Source organism: Flavobacterium tructae, from assembly GCF_002217475.1.
GTDB lineage: Bacteria > Bacteroidota > Bacteroidia > Flavobacteriales > Flavobacteriaceae > Flavobacterium > Flavobacterium tructae.
On the sequence record NZ_MUHH01000017.1, the window covers coordinates 223,464 to 241,531 of the forward strand.

The following is an 18,068-nucleotide window of genomic DNA, read 5'->3' on the forward strand; positions in this document are numbered from 1 at the left end:
TAGCGCCTTACTTATAATAATTTCGAAACCAAACCTTCTGCCATTCTCTTTTTAAAATCAAAAAAGAAACCTGCTCGGCTAAGATTACTAAATCAGAACCGTCGAGTTTTTTGATTTCATTTTCAGGCACATCAATGATGTAAAGCAGATTGAGGTACTCCGCAAATTTGTACTGAATCATTCTGTAGATTTTCTCGTGAAGCTGAATCTTTAGTTCGTCGGGAGAAATACTCATTGGAAAATCTATTCCTTCGTTGGCCAAATTAAAATCTTTATTAATTTGCTCAATCAGACTTAAATATAGATTTTCGCTTTCGGCATCGGCCAATAAAATATCGGTATTTGCGGGGATTGGAAACATTGATGCTTTTTAAGAATTGACGCAAAGTTAAAACTAAAAAATCATTTAACAGTCGATTCTCTTTCAATGATTCTTGTAGGTAGTTCAATAATTTGATGCGTCACCGGACGATGTTCTTTCAGGTCGGCAATTTCATCTATTAAAAGCGAAACCGCCTGATGCCCCATTTCAAAGCCTGGCTGGTCAATAGTAGTCAATTTAGGTGAGATAACCGTACTCATAAACCAATTGCTAAAGCCAAAAACCGCTACCTGTTCCGGTGTTTTGATTCCCGCCTCATTAAAATATTTGATAATTCCGATGGCTACCAGATCGGTGATGGCAAAAATCGCGTCTATGTCCGGGTGTTCGGTCATTATTTTCTGGGCATTTTCGTAGCCATCCTCAAAATCGGTATTGTTATCGCACACGTAAACCAGTTTGGAATCGTATTCAATTCCGTGTGCTTCCAAAGCTCTTTTGTATCCTAAGAAACGATCGATGGAGTTTTGAGGAACGTACGAACCCCTGAAATGTGCGATCTTTTTGAATCCTTTATTAATGAGGTAAGAAACAGCGTCGAATGCCGCTTTGGCATCATTGATCACGACTTTGGAACAATCGACTCTTTTGGCAATTTTATCAAACAATACAACGGGCGTGTTTTTGCGGATCGCTTCATTAATATGAGTAAAATCATCCGTTTCGTTAGAGAGCGACATCAGAACCCCGTCAACACGTTTTTGAATTAATAAGGCCAGTTGTTTTTTCTCCAGTTCGTATTTTTCGTTGGATTGTAATATAATGACAAGATAGCCTCTTTTTTCGGCTTCTTCGAGAATGCCATTTAAGACACTGGAGAAGAAATGATGCACGGTAGCCGGAATGATTACGCCAATTGTTTTAGTTTCGTTGGTTCTCAGATTTACCGCAACCGAATTGGGCATGTAATTCATGGTTTCGGCCATTTCGATCACACGGGCACGTGTAGACTTACTAATGTCGGTATAGCCTTTTAATGCCTTTGAAACCGTGGTAACCGAAATTCCCAATGCCGATGCTATATCTATTAATTTGGTGTCATTCATGAAATAAAAGTACTAAAAAATAAAGTGTATTGATAAAAAATTAACTTCCGAAAACGTTTTAGGGGATTTCGAAAACGTTTTCGATTTAGAATTCTTAAATTAGAGTTAATTCCTTGAGTAAGTTTACATTTCATAAATGAAAGATTAACTAACTAAACCAAAAAATCATGAAACAGCAACATTCTTATTTAGGCATATTATTTTTGATATTGTGCTTAATCTCTGTTCCAAACCATCTGTTTGCCCAGGATAAAAATACCGTTTCCGGGAAGGTACTTGATGATAGCGGCCAAACTATTCCGGGAGCCAATGTTTCTCTTAAAGGAACAGATAAAAATACGATTACAGATGAAAATGGAAAGTTTGTATTTTCGAATGTTTCCGCCGGAGATTATACCATTGTAGCGACGAATGTTGGTTACAAAACCTTTGGAAAACAAATCACCGTAAAAGAAGGAGAATCTTTAGAGGTTAATTTACTTCTGGAAGGGGAATCACAAAGTTTGAAAGAAGTTGTGGTAACGGGATCTTCAAGTCCGAGGTCTAAATTAGAATCCAGTGTGGCCATTACCACCATGGGAGCTAAGGCTATCGAAGACAGAGCTCCGGCAAGTACGGCTGCTTTATTGCAAACGATTCCCGGATTTGTGGTAGAAGCCTCGGGAGGAGAAATTGGAAATAACCTTTTTGCGAGAGGAATTCCGTCTGCGGGAGCCTATGAGTATGTGCAGATTCAGGAAGACGGATTACCGGTTTTTGAAGATGGGGCTTTGCAGTTTGCAAATGCCGATACTTTTTACAGACTAGACGAAACCGTAAGTAAAATGGAAGCGGTTCGTGGAGGTTCGGCATCTATTTTTGCTAATAATGCACCGGGAGGAATCATCAACTTCATTTCGAAAACAGGACAGAATGATTTTCAGGGAAGGGCTAAATTCTCGACTTCAGATTATGGAATGTTCAGAACCGACCTTAATTTATCAGGGGCTTTAATTCAGGATAAATTGTTCTTTAATATTGGAGGTTTTTACAGAGCTGATAATGGAGTAAGAAATACCGGTTTTACTGCTAATAAAGGAGGGCAGATCAAAGGAAACATTACTTATAAATTTGATGATAACGATTATTTAAGAATTAACTTCAAACATCTGGATGACAGAAATGCGTTCTATTTACCGATTCCGCTAAAAAGTAACAATGGTAAAATCGAAGGAATTCCGGGTTTTAATCCAAATTACGGAACCTTGACGTCAGTAAATTTTAGCCGTTTAAATGTGCCTCAATACGGAGGCGGAACTTTTACAGCAGATTTAGAAGACGGTTCTCATCCGATAATCAATTCGATTGGTGCTGAATTCAAAAAGAAGATATCGGAGAAAGTGACGTTCAAGAATGCATTCAAACAAACCAATATCAATTTGAATTACAATGCTATTTTTCCAAATGGAGGTCCGTGGACACAAGATGCTTATGCAACAGGGGTTCAGAATACCACGGCCAGTAACCTGACCTATTCTTATGTAGATAACGGAGCAACACTTGATCCGAATGCCTTAATTATGAGAGCAGATCTTTGGCACATCGAGAAAAAGATGAATAATTTTGCGAATAATTTCTCTTTTGCGTTTGATTTAGATCCTGTAAAACTGACTGCGGGCTACTATTATTCCAACTGGAAATCGAATCAATACTGGAATTGGAATTCGTATTTAGTAGGAGTTTCAGACAATCCGAGATTGTTAAATGTAAAAGACAATACATCAGGTGTAAATCATACCTGGAATGGGGTGGAGAGAATTACTTGGTTAGAAAGAGACGCGCAAACTAAAGGAGTTTTGAATGATGTTTATGCCGATGCCGAAATTAAAGCGACAGACAAGCTGACTTTCAATGCGGGCTTACGATATAATAAAGACAAATATTCAGGGTACCGAGACAATGCGAGATTTTTTGCAGAGAATTTGGGAGTTTTAAACAATAATACGGCGGATGATAAGGTAACAACGGTAAAAGGAAATCCGTATACGTATTGGAGATATGATGTGAGTGAATGGTCGTATACCGCTGCCGGAAACTACAAATTCAATGACAACATGGCTTCGTATGTACGTTACAGCCACGGTTTCAGATCGCCTATCGAAGAGTCTTTTTATGATAATGCAGCCGATTTGAGTAAGCTGGAAAACACCGAAGTAAATCAGTTTGAGTTGGGGTATAAATATTCTAATTCTTTCTTCAATGTAAATGCCAACCTGTTTCATATGAATTTGAAAAATGTTGCTTTTACGGATATTTTATCGGATGGATCTTCTGAGAATAAATTCGCCGATGTAAACAATATTGGTCTTGAAGTAGAAACCAATGCCAGATACAAAATGGTAAAAATGAACTTTACCTTCACCGTTCAAAAACCGGAGTATGATAATTTTACGGGTTCCAATGCTGACGGATCTACTTTTAATTTTAACGGAAACACAGCCAGAAGAATCCCTAAGTTTTTCTGTAATTTAAGACCGGAAGTTGATATTACAAAAGATTTTACAGCGTATGTTCAGTTCTCTTATTATGATAAAAAATTCACGAATCAGGACAATAAACAAGTTTTGCCGGCTTATAAAGAAGTAGGGGCAGGATTAAATTATACCTATCATAATCTTCGTTTTGCGGTTGATGCTTCAAACTTGTTCAATGAAATTGGTTTAACCGAAGGTGACCCAAGACAGACTACCTCTGCAGCAAGCGATGTGTTTATGGCAAGACCAATTTTAGGACGTGCTTTTAGATTTTCGGTGGCGATTAACTTTTAAGAGATGTGGGAGGTGAAATATAAGATGTGAGGTGTAGAGTATGTTCGAAACTTGAAACCTGAAATCTGAAACATTTCGCCAACTAAAAGACAAACCAATAAGTACATGAAAAACATAGGAATCAAAATTTCACTCTATCTCAATTATTTTGTCTTCGCTATTCTACTGAATAGCGTAGGCATTGTGATTTTGAAATCGCAGAAAAATTATGGAGTAGATGAAGTTCAGGCGAGTATTTTAGAAGCGTTTAAGGACATGCCTATTGCGATTGTTTCCTTTTTTATAGCCTCTTTTTTGCCCAGAATCGGATATCGAAAATCCATGCTGATTGGTTTGGGGTTGGTTACTCTGGCTTGTATTTCTATGTATTTTGGGAATTCATTCGACAATGCTAAAATTCTCTTTGCAACCGTTGGAGTTTCGTTTGCCTTGATTAAAGTTTCGGTTTATTCCCTAATTGGTACCGTGACCGAAACCAAAAAAGAGCACAATGCTTTGATGAGCAGTATTGAAGGTTTTTTTATGGTTGGAATTGCACTGGCTTATTTTCTGTTTCCGGCTTTTAATAAGGAAGAAGATCCCAATTCGTGGCTAAATGTGTATTGGTTTCTGGCCGGATTGTCGTTGCTGTCGTTTCTGTTTTTGTTCTTTGTGAAATTTGAAGAAACCGAAGTCGCCGCGGGAGCAGATCTCAGAGATGATTTCATGCAAATGTTCCGTTTAATGGCAAAATTACTAACGGTTATTTTTGTGATTAGTGTCTTTTTGTTCGTAATGATTGAACAGGGAATCCTTTCGTGGCTGCCTACGTTCAATACCAAAGTGCTGCATTTACCGGAGAATATAAGCATTATGATGGCTAGTATTTTGGCCATTTCATTGGCAGCCGGAAGGATGATTGCCGGAATTGTAACTAAAAAAGTGGGCTGGATCTGGGTGTTGAGTTTCTGTATTCTTTCAGCCATGCTGATTGTGGTTTTCGTACTTCCAAAAACCGTCGGATTAGAAGTGAAAAGTATCAATACTTTGGCAGATATACCTTTAATTGGTTTCGCATTTCCTTTAATCGGATTGTTTATTGCGCCAATTTATCCGTTGTTAAACTCGATAGTATTGAGTGCGCTGCCTAAAAATCTGCAAAGTTCAATGACAGGATTAATTGTGATTTTCTCGGCTCTTGGCGGAACATTAGGCTCCAGAATAACAGGCTGGCTGTTCAAAAATGAAGGACCGGAAAAGGCATTTTATTTTACATTAATTCCAATGTCTTTATTATTAGTGTCTTTTTTTATTCTTAAAAAAATAACTGCAAAAGATGAAATTTAAACTACATATATCCCAAACTATCGAAAAACTATTGACTCAGGAAGATACTGACGGCGATAAAAAAATAACGATCGATGATCATGGTCCGAAGCGATTTTTACTGAACGGTGAAGAGGGAAATTCAATCCTTATTGAAGGAACCTATCAGCTTTCAAACTTATTGCAGGAACTGGCTTTGGCTAAAAAGGAAAATACGGAATTTGCCGAAATCAGTCTGGATCAAATCATTGAAGATCCTGTAAAAAGAATCTCCGGAAAAATAAAAAACCTGTATTGGAAAGGACTGACACGTACGATTGATGCCAATGGGGTGAAAAAAATACTAGAAGACAATAAAATAGAAAATGCGATTTCGTATTTGTACGTGCCTTTTGGAGATGAAATCGTTTTTGATTATTTCAAAAAACTGGAAGCTGTAACTCCAAAGTTAAAAGTGGTACAAATGCCGAAACATATTTCACCGGAATATGTATTGTCGCTCAATCAAAAACCGGGCATACTGGCTTTGGCACTTCAAATTAAAAACAATGAAATTTCGGGAGTTCCTTTTGTAGTTCCCGGCGGAAGGTTTAATGAAATGTACGGCTGGGACAGTTATTTTATTGCGAAAGGACTTTTGATAGATGATAAAATAGAGTTGGCTCTGGGAATTGCAGAGAATTTTAAATACCAGATTGATCATTACGGAAAAATACTAAATGCCAACCGGAGTTATTATTTAACCCGTACGCAGCCTCCGCTTTATACGTCCTTGATAAGAGATGTTTTAGAAAAATCGAATCCGGATATTTTCTGGATTGAAAGACATTTAAAAACGGCCATTAAAGAATATCTGACAGTTTGGATGGAGGAAGGCAAAAGACTAACCGCTAATGGGTTGAATCGGTACAAAGCTGAAGGAATCGGACTTCCGTTTGAAGTAGAAGAGGGGCATTTTGATGATATTCTGGAGCAATACGCACCAAAATACAATTTGTCTACCCGTGAATTCGAAAAAAAATATCTGGAAAGGGAAGTGGTCGATGTCGAATTGGATAAGTATTTTATTCACGACCGAAGCATGCGCGAAAGCGGTCATGACACGACCAACAGACTGGTTGGAATTTGTGCCAATTTAAATACCGTTGCGATCAATAGTCTGCTTTACAAATACGAAACGGATATTGCGTTTTTGATTAGGAAATATTTTAAAAACGAATTTCAATATTTTGAGGACCAGTCTTTTTCAACCGAATATTGGCTTGCGAAAGCAGCTTCGCGAAAAGAAAAAATCAATCAATTGTGTTGGAATTCAGAATATGGATGTTATCTGGATTATAATTTTGTAAATGAGGAGCAGCATTTTTTTGAGGCTGCAACTACTTTTTACCCGCTTTGGGCCAAAATAAGCACACCCGAACAAGCTGATATTCTGGTAAAGAAGACCCTTCCAAAATTTAAGATGAAAGGCGGAATTGCCGGAAGTACCAAAGAATCCATTGCAGCTATAGACGAAAACGCACCTGTACGTCAATGGGATTATCCGTTTGGATGGGCACCGCATCAAATGCTTTTATGGGAAGGTTTGCTGAATTATAATTTTAATGAAGAAGCACAGGAAATGGTGTACCGCTGGCTTTGGCTGATTACCAGAAATGCAGTGGATTATAACGGAACCATTCCGGAAAAGTTTGATTTATCGATCAGCTCGCATAAAATCTTTGCAGAATATGGAAACGTCGGAACCGAATTTGACTTTATCCCCGAAGAAGGTTTCGGATGGATGAATGCTTCGTACCAGTATGGTTTAACCATTTTGGAAGAAGATTTAAAACAAAAATTATCGGACTTGGTTGATCCGGATGTACTTTTTTAGTTAAAAGGGGGCTTCGACTTCGCTCAGCCGGACACAACGTTATCATTTAAATTATTGTGTCCGGCTGAGCGAAGTCTATTATCAAGCCGAGATTCGACTGTCATGCCGAACGAAGTCAAATGTCATGCTGAGCGAAGTCAAATGTCAGGCTGAGCGAAGTCGAAGCCTAGACCTTTCTCCCCATTAAGTTCTCCCCGAAAGTACGCAGTATGTTTTTCTTTTCAGCGTTAAGATCCATTTTATCCAGCGTTTCAAAAGCTTTAAAAGTATACATTTCAATGGCATCCTGAGTGGCTTTTGAAGCACCGGATTCATTAAAAATGTTTTTTGCAGTAGCTATTTTAGCTGTGTTGTCTTCTAATTGTAAACTGAATAATTGCTCTAATTCTGAAGCTTTTTCAGGAGAAGAAAATTCTCTTGCTTTGAGGTATAAATACGTTTTTTTGTTTTCAATAATGTCTCCGCCCACTTGTTTTCCGAAAGTTTCCGGATCTCCAAAAGCGTCCAGATAATCATCCTGAAGCTGGAAAGCAAGCCCTAAATTCAATCCGAAATCATAAATTAAATCACCTTCTTTTTCAGATGTTTTGGCTACGATGGCTCCCATTTTCATGGCAGCAGCAACCAGAACAGCCGTTTTATATTCGATCATTTTTAGGTATTCCGGAATCGTAACATCATTTCTTTGTTCAAAGTCAACATCCCATTGTTGCCCTTCACAAACTTCAAGAGCTGTTTTGCTGAATAGTTTTGCTAAGTTTCTGAAAACAATTGGTTCGTATTGCTCAAAATACTGATACGCCAGAATAAGCATGGCATCACCGGACAAAATTCCGGTGTTGAGGTCCCATTTTTCATGAACAGTTTCCTGTCCTCTTCTCAAAGGCGCATCATCCATAATATCGTCATGTACAAGCGAGAAATTATGAAAGACTTCCACTGCCATTGCAGCCGGAAGTGCTGTTGTATAAGGAGTATTAAAAACTTCTGCGGCCATCAAAGTAAGTACGGGACGAATTCTTTTTCCGCCGAGGCCCAGAATGTATTCAATAGGTGCGTAAAGATTTTTGGGTTCTTTTTGTATGCTTTGGTTTTTTAAATAATGAATAAAAAAATCCTGGTACTGACTAATATCGTGCATAAAATGAAATTCTGATTTGCGAGGTCCAAAGATACAATTCATTAATTAAATTATTCTTTTTTTTAAAATTGAAATGATTAATCAGCATTTAAAATAGGCTTTAGATTCCCTAATTTGTAAGATGTTAAAATTATTTTCAAAAAAACTTGGAAACTTTTTTGGTATTCAGAGTTTCCTGTCTATATTTGCACCGTCGAACAGGAAACTTGAAACACTCAAATAGTTTCCTTGTAGAATTGAGAAATGTATAACCTCAGTAAAAACAGTAATTTATGAAAACAACATGGACCTTAGATTCTAGCCAATCAGATGTTTTGATTAAAATGAGACATTCGATTATTGCTTACATGGGAGGAACTACAAATAAATTTGGTGGTTATGTGAATATTGAAGACAATGAAGTAGAAGATGCATCGGTTGAGTTTTCGCTTGACATTAACAACAAGATTGATAATTTTCAGCAAATTGATACTTATTTACAACTTCAGGATTTGTTTGATGTAAACGAGCATCCGATTATTAGTTTCAAATCGACTTCGTTTCAAAAAGTAAACAACAATATTAATTTTTTCAAGGGTGACTTAACGATTAAAGATGTTACGAAAGTAGTGGAACTTGATGCCGAGTTTATAGGGGTTAATACGTACAATGGTGAGAAGAAAGTTGCTTTTGAAATCAAAGGAGACATTAAGCGTCAGGATTTTGGTTTAGATTATAATTCGTTCAGTCATAATGGAGGATTGGCTTTAGGAAAAGACATTAAGCTTATTGCAAATTTAGAGTTTAGCATATAAATCTTACAGAATGAAGTAAATTAATGTAAAATTATTACAAATATTACGGAAACTATTTTCGTGAGTTTAGTTTCCTCAGTATATTTGTAATGCAATTTGAAAATTAAAATGAAAGAGAAAATCATAGCAAAAGCAAGCGAGCTGTTTTTAAAACTTGGATTTAAAAGTGTCACAATGGACGACATAGCAGGAGAAATGTGTATTTCGAAAAAAACGATCTACAAATATTTCTGTAATAAAGAAGTCCTGATTGAGGAAAGTACCTCATTGGTTCATAAGCAGGTACACGAAATAATTGACACTATTGTAGCGAAAAATTACAATTCTATTCATGAAAATTTTGAAATCAGAGAAATGTTCAGAGACATGTTTAAAAACAACATCGATACTTCGCCCATTTATCAGCTAAAAAAGCATTATCCGGATATTTATCAAAATATATTGTGCCAGGAGATTGATTTGTGCAGCCATTGGTTCAGAAAGAATATTGAAAAAGGAATTAGTGAGGGGCTTTATCGTGAAGACCTGAATGTAGACGTTTATGTGAAATTTTATTATACACTAATTTTTCACATCAACGAGACTACCGTTTCGGAAAGTGAAGCACAAAAAATAGAACTGGAGGCACTGGAATATCACACCAGAGCTATGGCTACAGAAAAAGGAATAGTAGAATTGGAAAAGCAACTTAAGAAAATCAGAGTATAATCATCAATCAATAATAGTATGATTTTTTTAAATCATCAACACAAACAAATATCTAACAGCATATGAAACGAATAGTTCTCATTTTTTTGTGTACAATAGGCCTGTCAGCCAGTGCACAAGTCACACGTTTAACCTTAAAAGACGCGCTTACTTATGCGCTTCAAAATAAAGCCGATGCTAAAAAGGCGAAACTTCAGGTTGAAAACAGTGAATACAAAATACAGGAAATACGCTCAAGAGCTTTGCCTCAAATTTCGGCAAATGGAAATTTAACACACAATCCGATCATTCAGACAACTGTAATTGATGGTGCAGGATTTGGTGCACCGGGAACTACGATTCAGGCAGCATTTGGTCAAAAATGGGTTTCGACTGCAGGAGTTTCTTTAACACAGGCCATTTTTGATCAGTCCGTTTTTACAGGATTAAGAGCGGCAAGATCTACCCGTGAGTTCTATCAGATCAACAATCAGTTGACAGAAGAGCAAGTAATTGAAAGAGTTGCCAATAACTACTATTCTGTTTATGTACAAAAAGAAAGACTGACTTTGTTAGACAGTAATTATGTTAACACGACTAAAGTTCGTGATATCGTAAAAGGACAGTTTGACAATGGTCTGGCTAAAAAGATTGATTTAGATCGTATCATCGTAAAAATGTCAAACATTGATACAGAACGCCAACAAATTAAGAATCAGATTACCCTGGAGGAAAATGCTTTGAAGTTTTACATGGGAATGCCAATAGAAACTCAAATTGATATGCCAAAAGAAGAATTTGAAGTGGTACCTGCTGCCTTAACGGAACAGCCAAATACGGCAAACAGAACAGAGTACCTGCTTTTGAAAAAACAACAAGAACTTTTAGTATTCAATAAAAAAGCAGTTGAAGCAGGATATTACCCAACGCTTTCTCTGACTGCTGGGTATAACTACATCGGACAGGGCCCTCAAATGCCTTGGTTTGCAAAACCTTCTCAGGGAGTTTATTGGTCTGATTTCTCTGCAATTGCCTTAAACCTTCATGTACCAATCTTTACCGGATTCGGAACTCGTGCAAAAGTAAGACAGGCCGATGTTGAGCTAAGATCACTTGAGGAAGATATCAAGGATACCAAACTTTCGCTTGATCTGGACTATAAAAATGCGATGGCACAAATCGATAACAACCTTGTGACGATCACCAATCAAAAAGAAAATATGCGCTTAGCGACAGAAATCTTAAGCAATACAAAAAACAATTACCTTCAGGGATTGGCCTCTTTAACAGACTTGTTAGATGCAGAAAATGCCTCTCTTGAAGCACAAAATAATTATACCAGAGCCATTTTAAATTATAAAATAGCTGAAGTAGCATTAATCAAATCAAAAGGCGAACTTAAAACTCTTATTAAATAACTAGAAGTACAATGAAGAAAACTATTATAACAATCGTAATCATAATCGCATCTCTGGGCGTGATTGGATATATCTTAAATAAAAATAAGAAAGAGAACAAGGAAAAGACAGATATCGTAGCAGAGAAAAATGCTGCAGTTTCCGTAAAAGTATCTCCGGTTAAAACAGAAGAAGTTTCACTTGATTTCGTAGCAAACGGAAACTTCCAACCAACCCAGCAATTGACATTTTCTGCTGAGAAATCAGGAAAAGTAATCAGTGTTCTGGCTAAAGAAGGAGACTATGTAAGAGTTGGTCAAACTTTATTAACAATGAGAGGAGACGTTATTAATGTTGATGCTCAGACTGCAGAAGCGGCTTATCAAAATGCAAAATCAGATTACATGAGATATGAGAATGCTTATAAAACCGGAGGAGTAACTAAGCAGCAAGTAGACCAGGCAAAATTAGCTTTAACCAATGCACAGTCTCATTTGACACAAGCAAAAATCAATGTTGGTGATACCAGAGTAAAAGCTCCGATTAGCGGTTTTATCAATAAAAAATACATCGAGCCGGGATCTATCTTAACCGGAATGCCTGCAACAGCTTTGTTTGATATTGTTAACGTTTCTAAATTAAAATTAGTAGTTACCGTAAACGAAAATCAGGTAGCGAGTTTAAAAACAGGAGATCATATTAACGTAACAGCAAGTGTTTATCCGGATAAAAACTTCTCTGGAAAAATTACTTTCATTGCTGCGAAAGCGGATGAATCTTTGAACTTCCCGGTTGAAATCGAAATTACAAATAACGTAAACAACGACCTGAAAGCAGGTATGTACGGAACGGCAAACTTTGCATCGAAACAACAAAAACAAAACCTTATGGTTGTACCTAGAAATGCATTCGTAGGAAGTGTGAGCAGTAACCAAATTTTCGTAGTAGAAAAAGGTATTGCAAAATTAAGAAAAGTAACTGCCGGAAGAATTTTGGGTGATAAAGTAGAAATTATCAACGGATTAACTGATGGAGAAACTGTAATTGTAACGGGTCAAATCAACCTGCAAGACGGTAACACAGTAGAAATTATTAAATAATTGTACCGCTTTAAGCCTTACGCCGTAAGCTTTAAGCCTTTAATAAGAGCCTAAAGCCTATAGCGTATAGCCTACAGCCTAAAATAACATATATGAAATTAGCCGAAATATCCATCACACGTCCGTCGTTGGTAATTGTACTCTTTACAATTCTAACATTAGGTGGACTGTTCAGCTACAGCCAGTTAGGTTATGAGCTGATCCCGAAATTTGAACAAAACGTTATTACCATTTCTACCATATATCCGGGAGCTTCTCCAAGTGAGGTAGAAAACACAGTAACCAAGAAAATTGAAGATGCGATCGCATCTTTAGAGAATGTTAAGAAAATTGATTCGAAATCGTATGAGAGTTTATCTATCGTTTCGATTACTCTAACATCTGAAGCAAAAGTCGATTTCTCTCTGAATGATGCACAGCGAAAAATAAACGCGATTATTAGTGATTTACCGGAAGATGTAAAAACACCGGCACTAACCAAATTCTCGCTAAGTGATTTACCAATCATGACGCTTGGTGCCAACGGAAAAATGGACGAGGCAGAATTTTATGACTTAATTGACAAAAAAATTGCTCCTATCTTATCCCGTGTGCAAGGTGTGGCTCAGGTAAATATTATTGGTGGTTCAGAGCGTGAAATTCAGGTAAACCTTGATGCCTTAAAAATGCAGGGGTACGGATTATCTGTTCCACAGGTACAACAAAACATTTTGACTTCGAATCTGGATTTCCCAACAGGGAACATCCAGACTCGTGATCAGAAAATATTAATTCGTTTAGCAGGTAAATATAAAAGTGTTGAAGAATTAAGAAACCTCGTAGTTTCTTCTCAAAACGGAATCCAGGTTCGTTTAAAAGATATTGCCGATGTACAGGATACTCAGAAGATCGCTGAAAAAATATCACGTGTAGATCAGAAAAGTGCGATCGTTTTGCAAATTGTAAAGCAATCAGATGCAAATGCGGTTGCGGTAAGTGAGCATTTATTAAAGACAATTGCGACTCTTGAAAAAGATTATAAAGCAAACCAGTTAAAGCTGGAAGTAGCAAAGGATAGTACCGTTTTTACTTTAGAGGCGGCAGACTCTGTAGTACACGATTTATTAATTGCGGTAGTTCTGGTAGCTTTCGTAATGTTGTTCTTCCTTCATAGTATCAGAAACTCACTGATTGTAATGGTGTCGATTCCGGCCTCTTTGATTGCTACTTTTATCGGTATTTATTTAATGGGATACACCCTGAATTTAATGAGTTTATTAGGATTATCTCTTGTAGTTGGTATTCTGGTGGATGATGCGATTGTGGTACTGGAGAACATCTACAGACACATGGAAATGGGTAAAAGCCGAATTCGTGCTTCGTATGACGGAACAGCAGAAATTGGTGGAACTGTAACTTCGATTACTTTGGTAATTGTGGTGGTATTCCTTCCAATTGCGATGAGCTCCGGGTTAGTTTCTAATATTATTACACAATTTTGTGTGACGGTAATTATTTCAACGATGTTGTCGCTTTTAGCTTCTTTTACCATCATTCCTTGGTTGTCTTCTCGTTATGGTAAATTAGAGCATATTGAAGGAAAGAATTTATTTGGAAGAATTATTCTTGGTTTCGAAAGTTATTTAACACGTTTTACGGACTGGGTTTCTCACTTATTAACCTGGTGTCTGGATCATTATATTAAAACATTTGCAGTAGTAATTGTATTGTTCTTTGCTTCAACAATTGGTTTAATGGCAGGAGGTTTCATCGGAGGAGAGTTCTTTGCTTCTTCTGATAGTGGGGAGTTTTTAGTTCAAATCGAAATGCCGAAAGACGCTTCGTTAGAGCAAACCAACTTCATGACTCAGAAAGCAGAAGCTTATTTGAAAGCACAGGAATATGTTCACAGTCAGATTACAACAGTAGGACAAACCAGTGAGGGTTTTGGAGCATCGCAGGCAACGGCTTACAAAGCGGAGATCGACGTAAAAATGATCGAACAAAAAGATCGTACGGATGATGCTAACGTTTACGCAGCAAAAATCAAACGAAAGTTAGAAAAAGTATTAGTTGGTGCTAAAGTAAAAACCGTTCCGGTAGGTATCTTAGGAACAGCCGAAGATGCTACATTAGGATTGATCGTAACAGGTCCGTCAACAGAAAGTGCTATGGCATTTGCTAAATTGGCAGAAGCAGAATTACGCACGATTCCGGGAACAACAGAGATTAAATTAACGGTTGAGGACGGAAACCCGGAGATCAACGTTAAGGTAGATCGTGATAAAATGGCCGCATTAGGGCTAACACTTCAAACCGTTGGTTTAACCATGCAGACTGCTTTTAGTGGAAATACAGACGGTAAATACAGAGCTGGTGAATACGAATACGATATCAACATCAGATACAATGCATTCGACAGAAAAAGTATTACTGACGTTAGCAATCTGATTTTTATTAATGCAGCAGGTCAACAAATTAAATTGTCTCAATTTGCAGACATTACAGAAGGTTCAGGACCTAGCCAGTTAGAGCGAAGAGATAAATCGGCTTCTGTAACGGTAAAAGGACAAAACGTTGGGGTACCATCTGGAACAATTGTTCAGCAATGGCAAGTGAAATTAGACAAACTGAAAAAACCAGCCGGTGTAAACTACATCTGGGGTGGTGACCAGGAGAACCAATCAGAAGGATTTGGTACTTTAGGAATCGCTTTATTGGCCGCTATTATCTTGGTTTACCTGGTAATGGTTGGACTTTATGACAGTTTTGTTCACCCGTTCGTAGTATTATTTGCTATCCCGCTTTCGTTTATCGGTGCGATGTTAGCCCTGGCTTTGACCAACAACTCATTGAACATATTTACGATTCTGGGGATCATCATGTTGATCGGTCTGGTGTGTAAGAATGCGATTATGTTGGTCGATTATACGAACCAGAGAAGAGCGGCAGGGGAATCTATTCGTACCGCATTAATCCAGGCCAACCACGCTCGTTTGCGTCCAATTTTGATGACAACCATTGCGATGGTATTCGGTATGTTCCCAATTGCATTAGCATCAGGAGCAGGAGCTGAGTGGAAAAACGGTTTGGCATGGGTAATTATCGGAGGATTAATTTCGTCTTTATTTCTTACCTTAATTGTGGTTCCGGTTATCTATAATATCATGGAGAAAATTATTCATAAATTCTCTAAAGGAGAAAAAATCAACTACGAAGCTGAAATGTTCGCGGATTATACGCCAACAGAATTAAGCGAAGATGGTTTTAATCCTAAACATACTCATTAAGATTTAAAATCTTAATAAAGAAATTCCAAATTCCAATCCCGACACTTCGGGAGGAACTGGTAAAAATAAAATCCCAAATTCCGAAAGGAGTTTGGGATTTTTTTATGGTTTAAATTTAGATAAGTTGTTGGGTGTGATTTATATAGAATTGGTTTCTATGGGTTAAAAATAAATACTTTTAATAGCTTAAAATTATACATTTTGTTAAATAAGAACTTTTTTGATGTGCTGGCTTTCTATAGCCGAGTGTATTTTTGTTGAGATCTCGTTATAATCAGGGTTGTAGTTGTCCCATATTTTCCAGACATCGTCCCTTTTTTTGATGAAATAAGTCTGTCTGTTCACCTTATTCAGGACAATCGTAGTAACGTCATTTTCGTTTTTCCACTCCAGATTCCAAAACTCCTTCACCGTAAGAATAGCGATATTTTCTTCGATACTTGAAATCTTAAAATCATAAAGCTCAAAATTAGACCGGTTATCTTCACAGTTTAAATGATATTTTAAAGTCGAATAATTTTCAAAAAGATCCTTAATCCTTTTTGCGAAAGGTCCTTCTTTGAATACAAAATCGCATAATCCATCCATACTAACGACAGGTAATTTTTGTAAAGAATTAAACTCTTCCTGACAATAATCGCTAATCAGTTTTTCAAAAAAGGCACCCGATTCCATTTTATTTTCAGACTCTAAAGTTTTTACAGCGTCTGTCGCTTCATCATTCAGAAAATGGTTTAAAGAAGGATAGCCAATAAAGATAGCCAGTTTGTCCAGACTCTTTAAAAACCGCAAATCAGAGTTTTTGGTTTTAGAAGAGTCATTGGTGAAAATCCTTTGCAAGGTCATGCTCGAGATCGAACATCCAAGCTCATTTCTTTTGGAGCCCTGCATAAATTCCGATTTCTCTAAAACATCAGAGATTATTTCCGAAAGGATAATGTAGTGCGCTCTTTTCCAGTCTGTAACACCGGAGAGTGTACTGTTTTGTATGATTGGATGTGATTGTATGCCCTTTATTAATTTTTCTATTATGATTTCCATAGGCGAATTTTTTAATAATTGACGTTCGTTTTGACGATAATTAAATACAATTCCTGTTAATTAAATCCTGATTATAGATTTGTGTGTAAGATAAGTTATTGTTGTGATCTTTTTAGTGTTAATGTTCTGCTAAAATTAATAATAAATTCGTTAAATAATTTAACAAATTAAAAATTAACAACAAAACCCAAAAGAATTATGAAAAAACTATTTACCAAATTTTCGATTAAAAAACTGGCACTTGTACTGCTGGCATTGCTTGCCTTGTACTCTTGTGAAAAAGGAAGTGACCAGGCTGATGCCGTTGCTCAGGGCAAATTAATGGACGGTAATGTCGATCTTTTAGACAAAGGAAGATACGGACTTGCTCAGATGCCGGATGCCTATTTAAAGAGTATTGAATTTTTAACTCCCGTTGATTATCGTGCGAGAATTGCTGAGTTACGACCAGATTTAGTGACAAGCACCCAAAAAATGTCTTTGACTGCTAAAGTTGCGGCCGCAAAAAACTTACCGACTCCACCGGTTGGAGATCAGGGAAGCGAAGGTTCCTGCGTAGGCTGGGGAGTGGGTTATGCGGCACACAGTATCGCCAGATATCTTAATAATTCAGTACATCAAAGCAATTGGAGTGGGGCTTCAAGAAGTGCAGCCTATATTTACAATCAGATAAAACTGGGGAATTGCGGAGCAGGTTCTTACCCGAATGATGCCATGAATTTGATCAAAAATCAGGGAGAATGTTCAGAGGTTCAAATGCCTTACATTGCCGGAGGATGTAATACTCAGCCTTCAGCTCAGCAAAAAACATGGGCTGCCGCCAGAAAAACGGGAGGATGGTTTAATGTGAATCCAAGAAGTACAGCTGATATCAAGTATTATCTGAATCAAAATTATGCCGTTGCAGTGTGTTTTGATGTCAATCAGAGTTTTTATGATATTCGTAATAACAACCATGTGTGGTCCAGTCTTTACGGAAGCAGACAAGGAGGTCACTGTGTTTGTATCGTAGGATATGATGATGCTACAGGACTTTTTAAAGTACAAAATTCATGGGGACCTGGATGGGGACGCAGTGGGTTCTTTTATGTAACGTACAACAATATTGCTAACGGAGCCTTCAATTGGGCAGGATGTATTATTCCAAATCCGGGAGCGAATTCTTAGTCATACAATTAACTCAATCAAAAAAAGGAGATGGTCTAATTTTAGACCGTCTCCTT

General features: G+C 37.2%; 13 protein-coding genes. 9 read left to right on the forward strand and 4 right to left on the reverse strand.

Annotated elements, in window-relative coordinates:
• Positions 1–7 precede the first annotated feature (7 nt).
• Both B0A80_RS05920 and B0A80_RS05925 read right to left on the reverse strand, forming a co-directional pair.
• The gene (locus B0A80_RS05920) at positions 8–361 is read right to left on the reverse strand and encodes a hypothetical protein (RefSeq protein WP_070906103.1); all 354 of its coding nucleotides are present in this window, start codon (positions 359–361) and stop codon (positions 8–10) included.
• Between the two features lie 41 nt (positions 362–402).
• Complete coding sequence (locus tag B0A80_RS05925; RefSeq protein WP_070906102.1) at positions 403–1,428, reverse strand: LacI family DNA-binding transcriptional regulator; 1,026 nt, start codon at positions 1,426–1,428, stop codon at positions 403–405.
• A gap of 167 nt (positions 1,429–1,595) precedes the next feature.
• On the opposite strand from B0A80_RS05925, the gene B0A80_RS05930 reads away from it, so the two are divergent.
• The 3 genes from B0A80_RS05930 to B0A80_RS05940 all read left to right on the forward strand — a co-directional run bounded on the left by B0A80_RS05930 (position 1,596) and on the right by B0A80_RS05940 (position 7,416).
• A complete protein-coding gene (locus tag B0A80_RS05930) occupies positions 1,596–4,235 on the forward strand; it encodes a TonB-dependent receptor (RefSeq protein WP_089076716.1) in 2,640 nt (879 codons plus the stop codon).
• A gap of 105 nt (positions 4,236–4,340) precedes the next feature.
• Positions 4,341–5,561, forward strand: coding sequence for an MFS transporter (locus tag B0A80_RS05935; protein WP_089076717.1), 1,221 nt, complete (start codon positions 4,341–4,343; stop codon positions 5,559–5,561).
• The gene (locus B0A80_RS05940) at positions 5,551–7,416 is read left to right on the forward strand and encodes a trehalase family glycosidase (protein ID WP_089076718.1); all 1,866 of its coding nucleotides are present in this window, start codon (positions 5,551–5,553) and stop codon (positions 7,414–7,416) included. Before B0A80_RS05935 ends, B0A80_RS05940 begins: the two co-directional genes overlap by 11 nt.
• A 166-nt stretch (positions 7,417–7,582) precedes the next feature.
• Here B0A80_RS05940 and B0A80_RS05945 read toward each other — a convergent pair whose 3' ends face one another.
• Entirely contained in the window at positions 7,583–8,557 is a 975-nt protein-coding gene (locus B0A80_RS05945; RefSeq protein ID WP_026109778.1) for a polyprenyl synthetase family protein, read from the reverse strand.
• Positions 8,558–8,829: 272 nt separating this feature from the next.
• Here B0A80_RS05945 and B0A80_RS05950 point away from each other — a divergent pair, with 272 nt between their 5' ends.
• From B0A80_RS05950 to B0A80_RS05970, 5 genes are all read left to right on the forward strand, one after another.
• Complete coding sequence (locus B0A80_RS05950) at positions 8,830–9,351, forward strand: YceI family protein (RefSeq protein WP_017494629.1); 522 nt, start codon at positions 8,830–8,832, stop codon at positions 9,349–9,351.
• Positions 9,352–9,459: 108 nt separating this feature from the next.
• On the forward strand, positions 9,460–10,059 hold the full coding sequence (locus tag B0A80_RS05955; RefSeq protein WP_017494630.1) for a TetR/AcrR family transcriptional regulator: 600 nt from the start codon (positions 9,460–9,462) through the stop codon (positions 10,057–10,059).
• A 62-nt stretch (positions 10,060–10,121) separates the two neighbouring features.
• Positions 10,122–11,456 (forward strand): TolC family protein, encoded by a 1,335-nt coding sequence (locus tag B0A80_RS05960; protein WP_017494631.1) that lies wholly within the window; start codon positions 10,122–10,124, stop codon positions 11,454–11,456.
• A gap of 11 nt (positions 11,457–11,467) precedes the next feature.
• The gene (locus B0A80_RS05965; protein WP_017494632.1) at positions 11,468–12,535 is read left to right on the forward strand and encodes an efflux RND transporter periplasmic adaptor subunit; all 1,068 of its coding nucleotides are present in this window, start codon (positions 11,468–11,470) and stop codon (positions 12,533–12,535) included.
• 92 nt (positions 12,536–12,627) lie between these two features.
• Complete coding sequence (locus B0A80_RS05970) at positions 12,628–15,804, forward strand: efflux RND transporter permease subunit (RefSeq protein ID WP_017494633.1); 3,177 nt, start codon at positions 12,628–12,630, stop codon at positions 15,802–15,804.
• A 204-nt stretch (positions 15,805–16,008) separates the two neighbouring features.
• Here the strand turns inward: B0A80_RS05970 and B0A80_RS05975 are convergent, their stop codons facing one another.
• Complete coding sequence (locus B0A80_RS05975) at positions 16,009–16,845, reverse strand: hypothetical protein (protein WP_089076719.1); 837 nt, start codon at positions 16,843–16,845, stop codon at positions 16,009–16,011.
• A gap of 198 nt (positions 16,846–17,043) precedes the next feature.
• Here B0A80_RS05975 and B0A80_RS05980 point away from each other — a divergent pair, with 198 nt between their 5' ends.
• Positions 17,044–18,012, forward strand: a complete 969-nt coding sequence (locus B0A80_RS05980) for a C1 family peptidase (protein WP_089076720.1) — start codon at positions 17,044–17,046, stop codon at positions 18,010–18,012.
• Positions 18,013–18,068 lie beyond the last annotated feature (56 nt).

What these genes read in the sequence shown, in the direction of transcription:
- B0A80_RS05930 (WP_089076716.1), top strand. Translation starts at nt 1,596, where the DNA reads ATGAAACAGCAACATTCTTATTTAGGCATATTATTTTTGATATTGTGC.
- B0A80_RS05955 (WP_017494630.1), top strand. Translation starts at nt 9,460, where the DNA reads ATGAAAGAGAAAATCATAGCAAAAGCAAGCGAGCTGTTTTTAAAACTT.
- B0A80_RS05965 (WP_017494632.1), top strand. Translation starts at nt 11,468, where the DNA reads ATGAAGAAAACTATTATAACAATCGTAATCATAATCGCATCTCTGGGC.
- B0A80_RS05950 (WP_017494629.1), top strand. Translation starts at nt 8,830, where the DNA reads ATGAAAACAACATGGACCTTAGATTCTAGCCAATCAGATGTTTTGATT.
- B0A80_RS05945 (WP_026109778.1), bottom strand. Translation starts at nt 8,557, where the DNA reads ATGCACGATATTAGTCAGTACCAGGATTTTTTTATTCATTATTTAAAA.
- B0A80_RS05960 (WP_017494631.1), top strand. Translation starts at nt 10,122, where the DNA reads ATGAAACGAATAGTTCTCATTTTTTTGTGTACAATAGGCCTGTCAGCC.
- B0A80_RS05975 (WP_089076719.1), bottom strand. Translation starts at nt 16,845, where the DNA reads ATGGAAATCATAATAGAAAAATTAATAAAGGGCATACAATCACATCCA.
- B0A80_RS05970 (WP_017494633.1), top strand. Translation starts at nt 12,628, where the DNA reads ATGAAATTAGCCGAAATATCCATCACACGTCCGTCGTTGGTAATTGTA.
- B0A80_RS05980 (WP_089076720.1), top strand. Translation starts at nt 17,044, where the DNA reads ATGAAAAAACTATTTACCAAATTTTCGATTAAAAAACTGGCACTTGTA.
- B0A80_RS05935 (WP_089076717.1), top strand. Translation starts at nt 4,341, where the DNA reads ATGAAAAACATAGGAATCAAAATTTCACTCTATCTCAATTATTTTGTC.
- B0A80_RS05920 (WP_070906103.1), bottom strand. Translation starts at nt 361, where the DNA reads ATGTTTCCAATCCCCGCAAATACCGATATTTTATTGGCCGATGCCGAA.
- B0A80_RS05925 (WP_070906102.1), bottom strand. Translation starts at nt 1,428, where the DNA reads ATGAATGACACCAAATTAATAGATATAGCATCGGCATTGGGAATTTCG.
- B0A80_RS05940 (WP_089076718.1), top strand. Translation starts at nt 5,551, where the DNA reads ATGAAATTTAAACTACATATATCCCAAACTATCGAAAAACTATTGACT.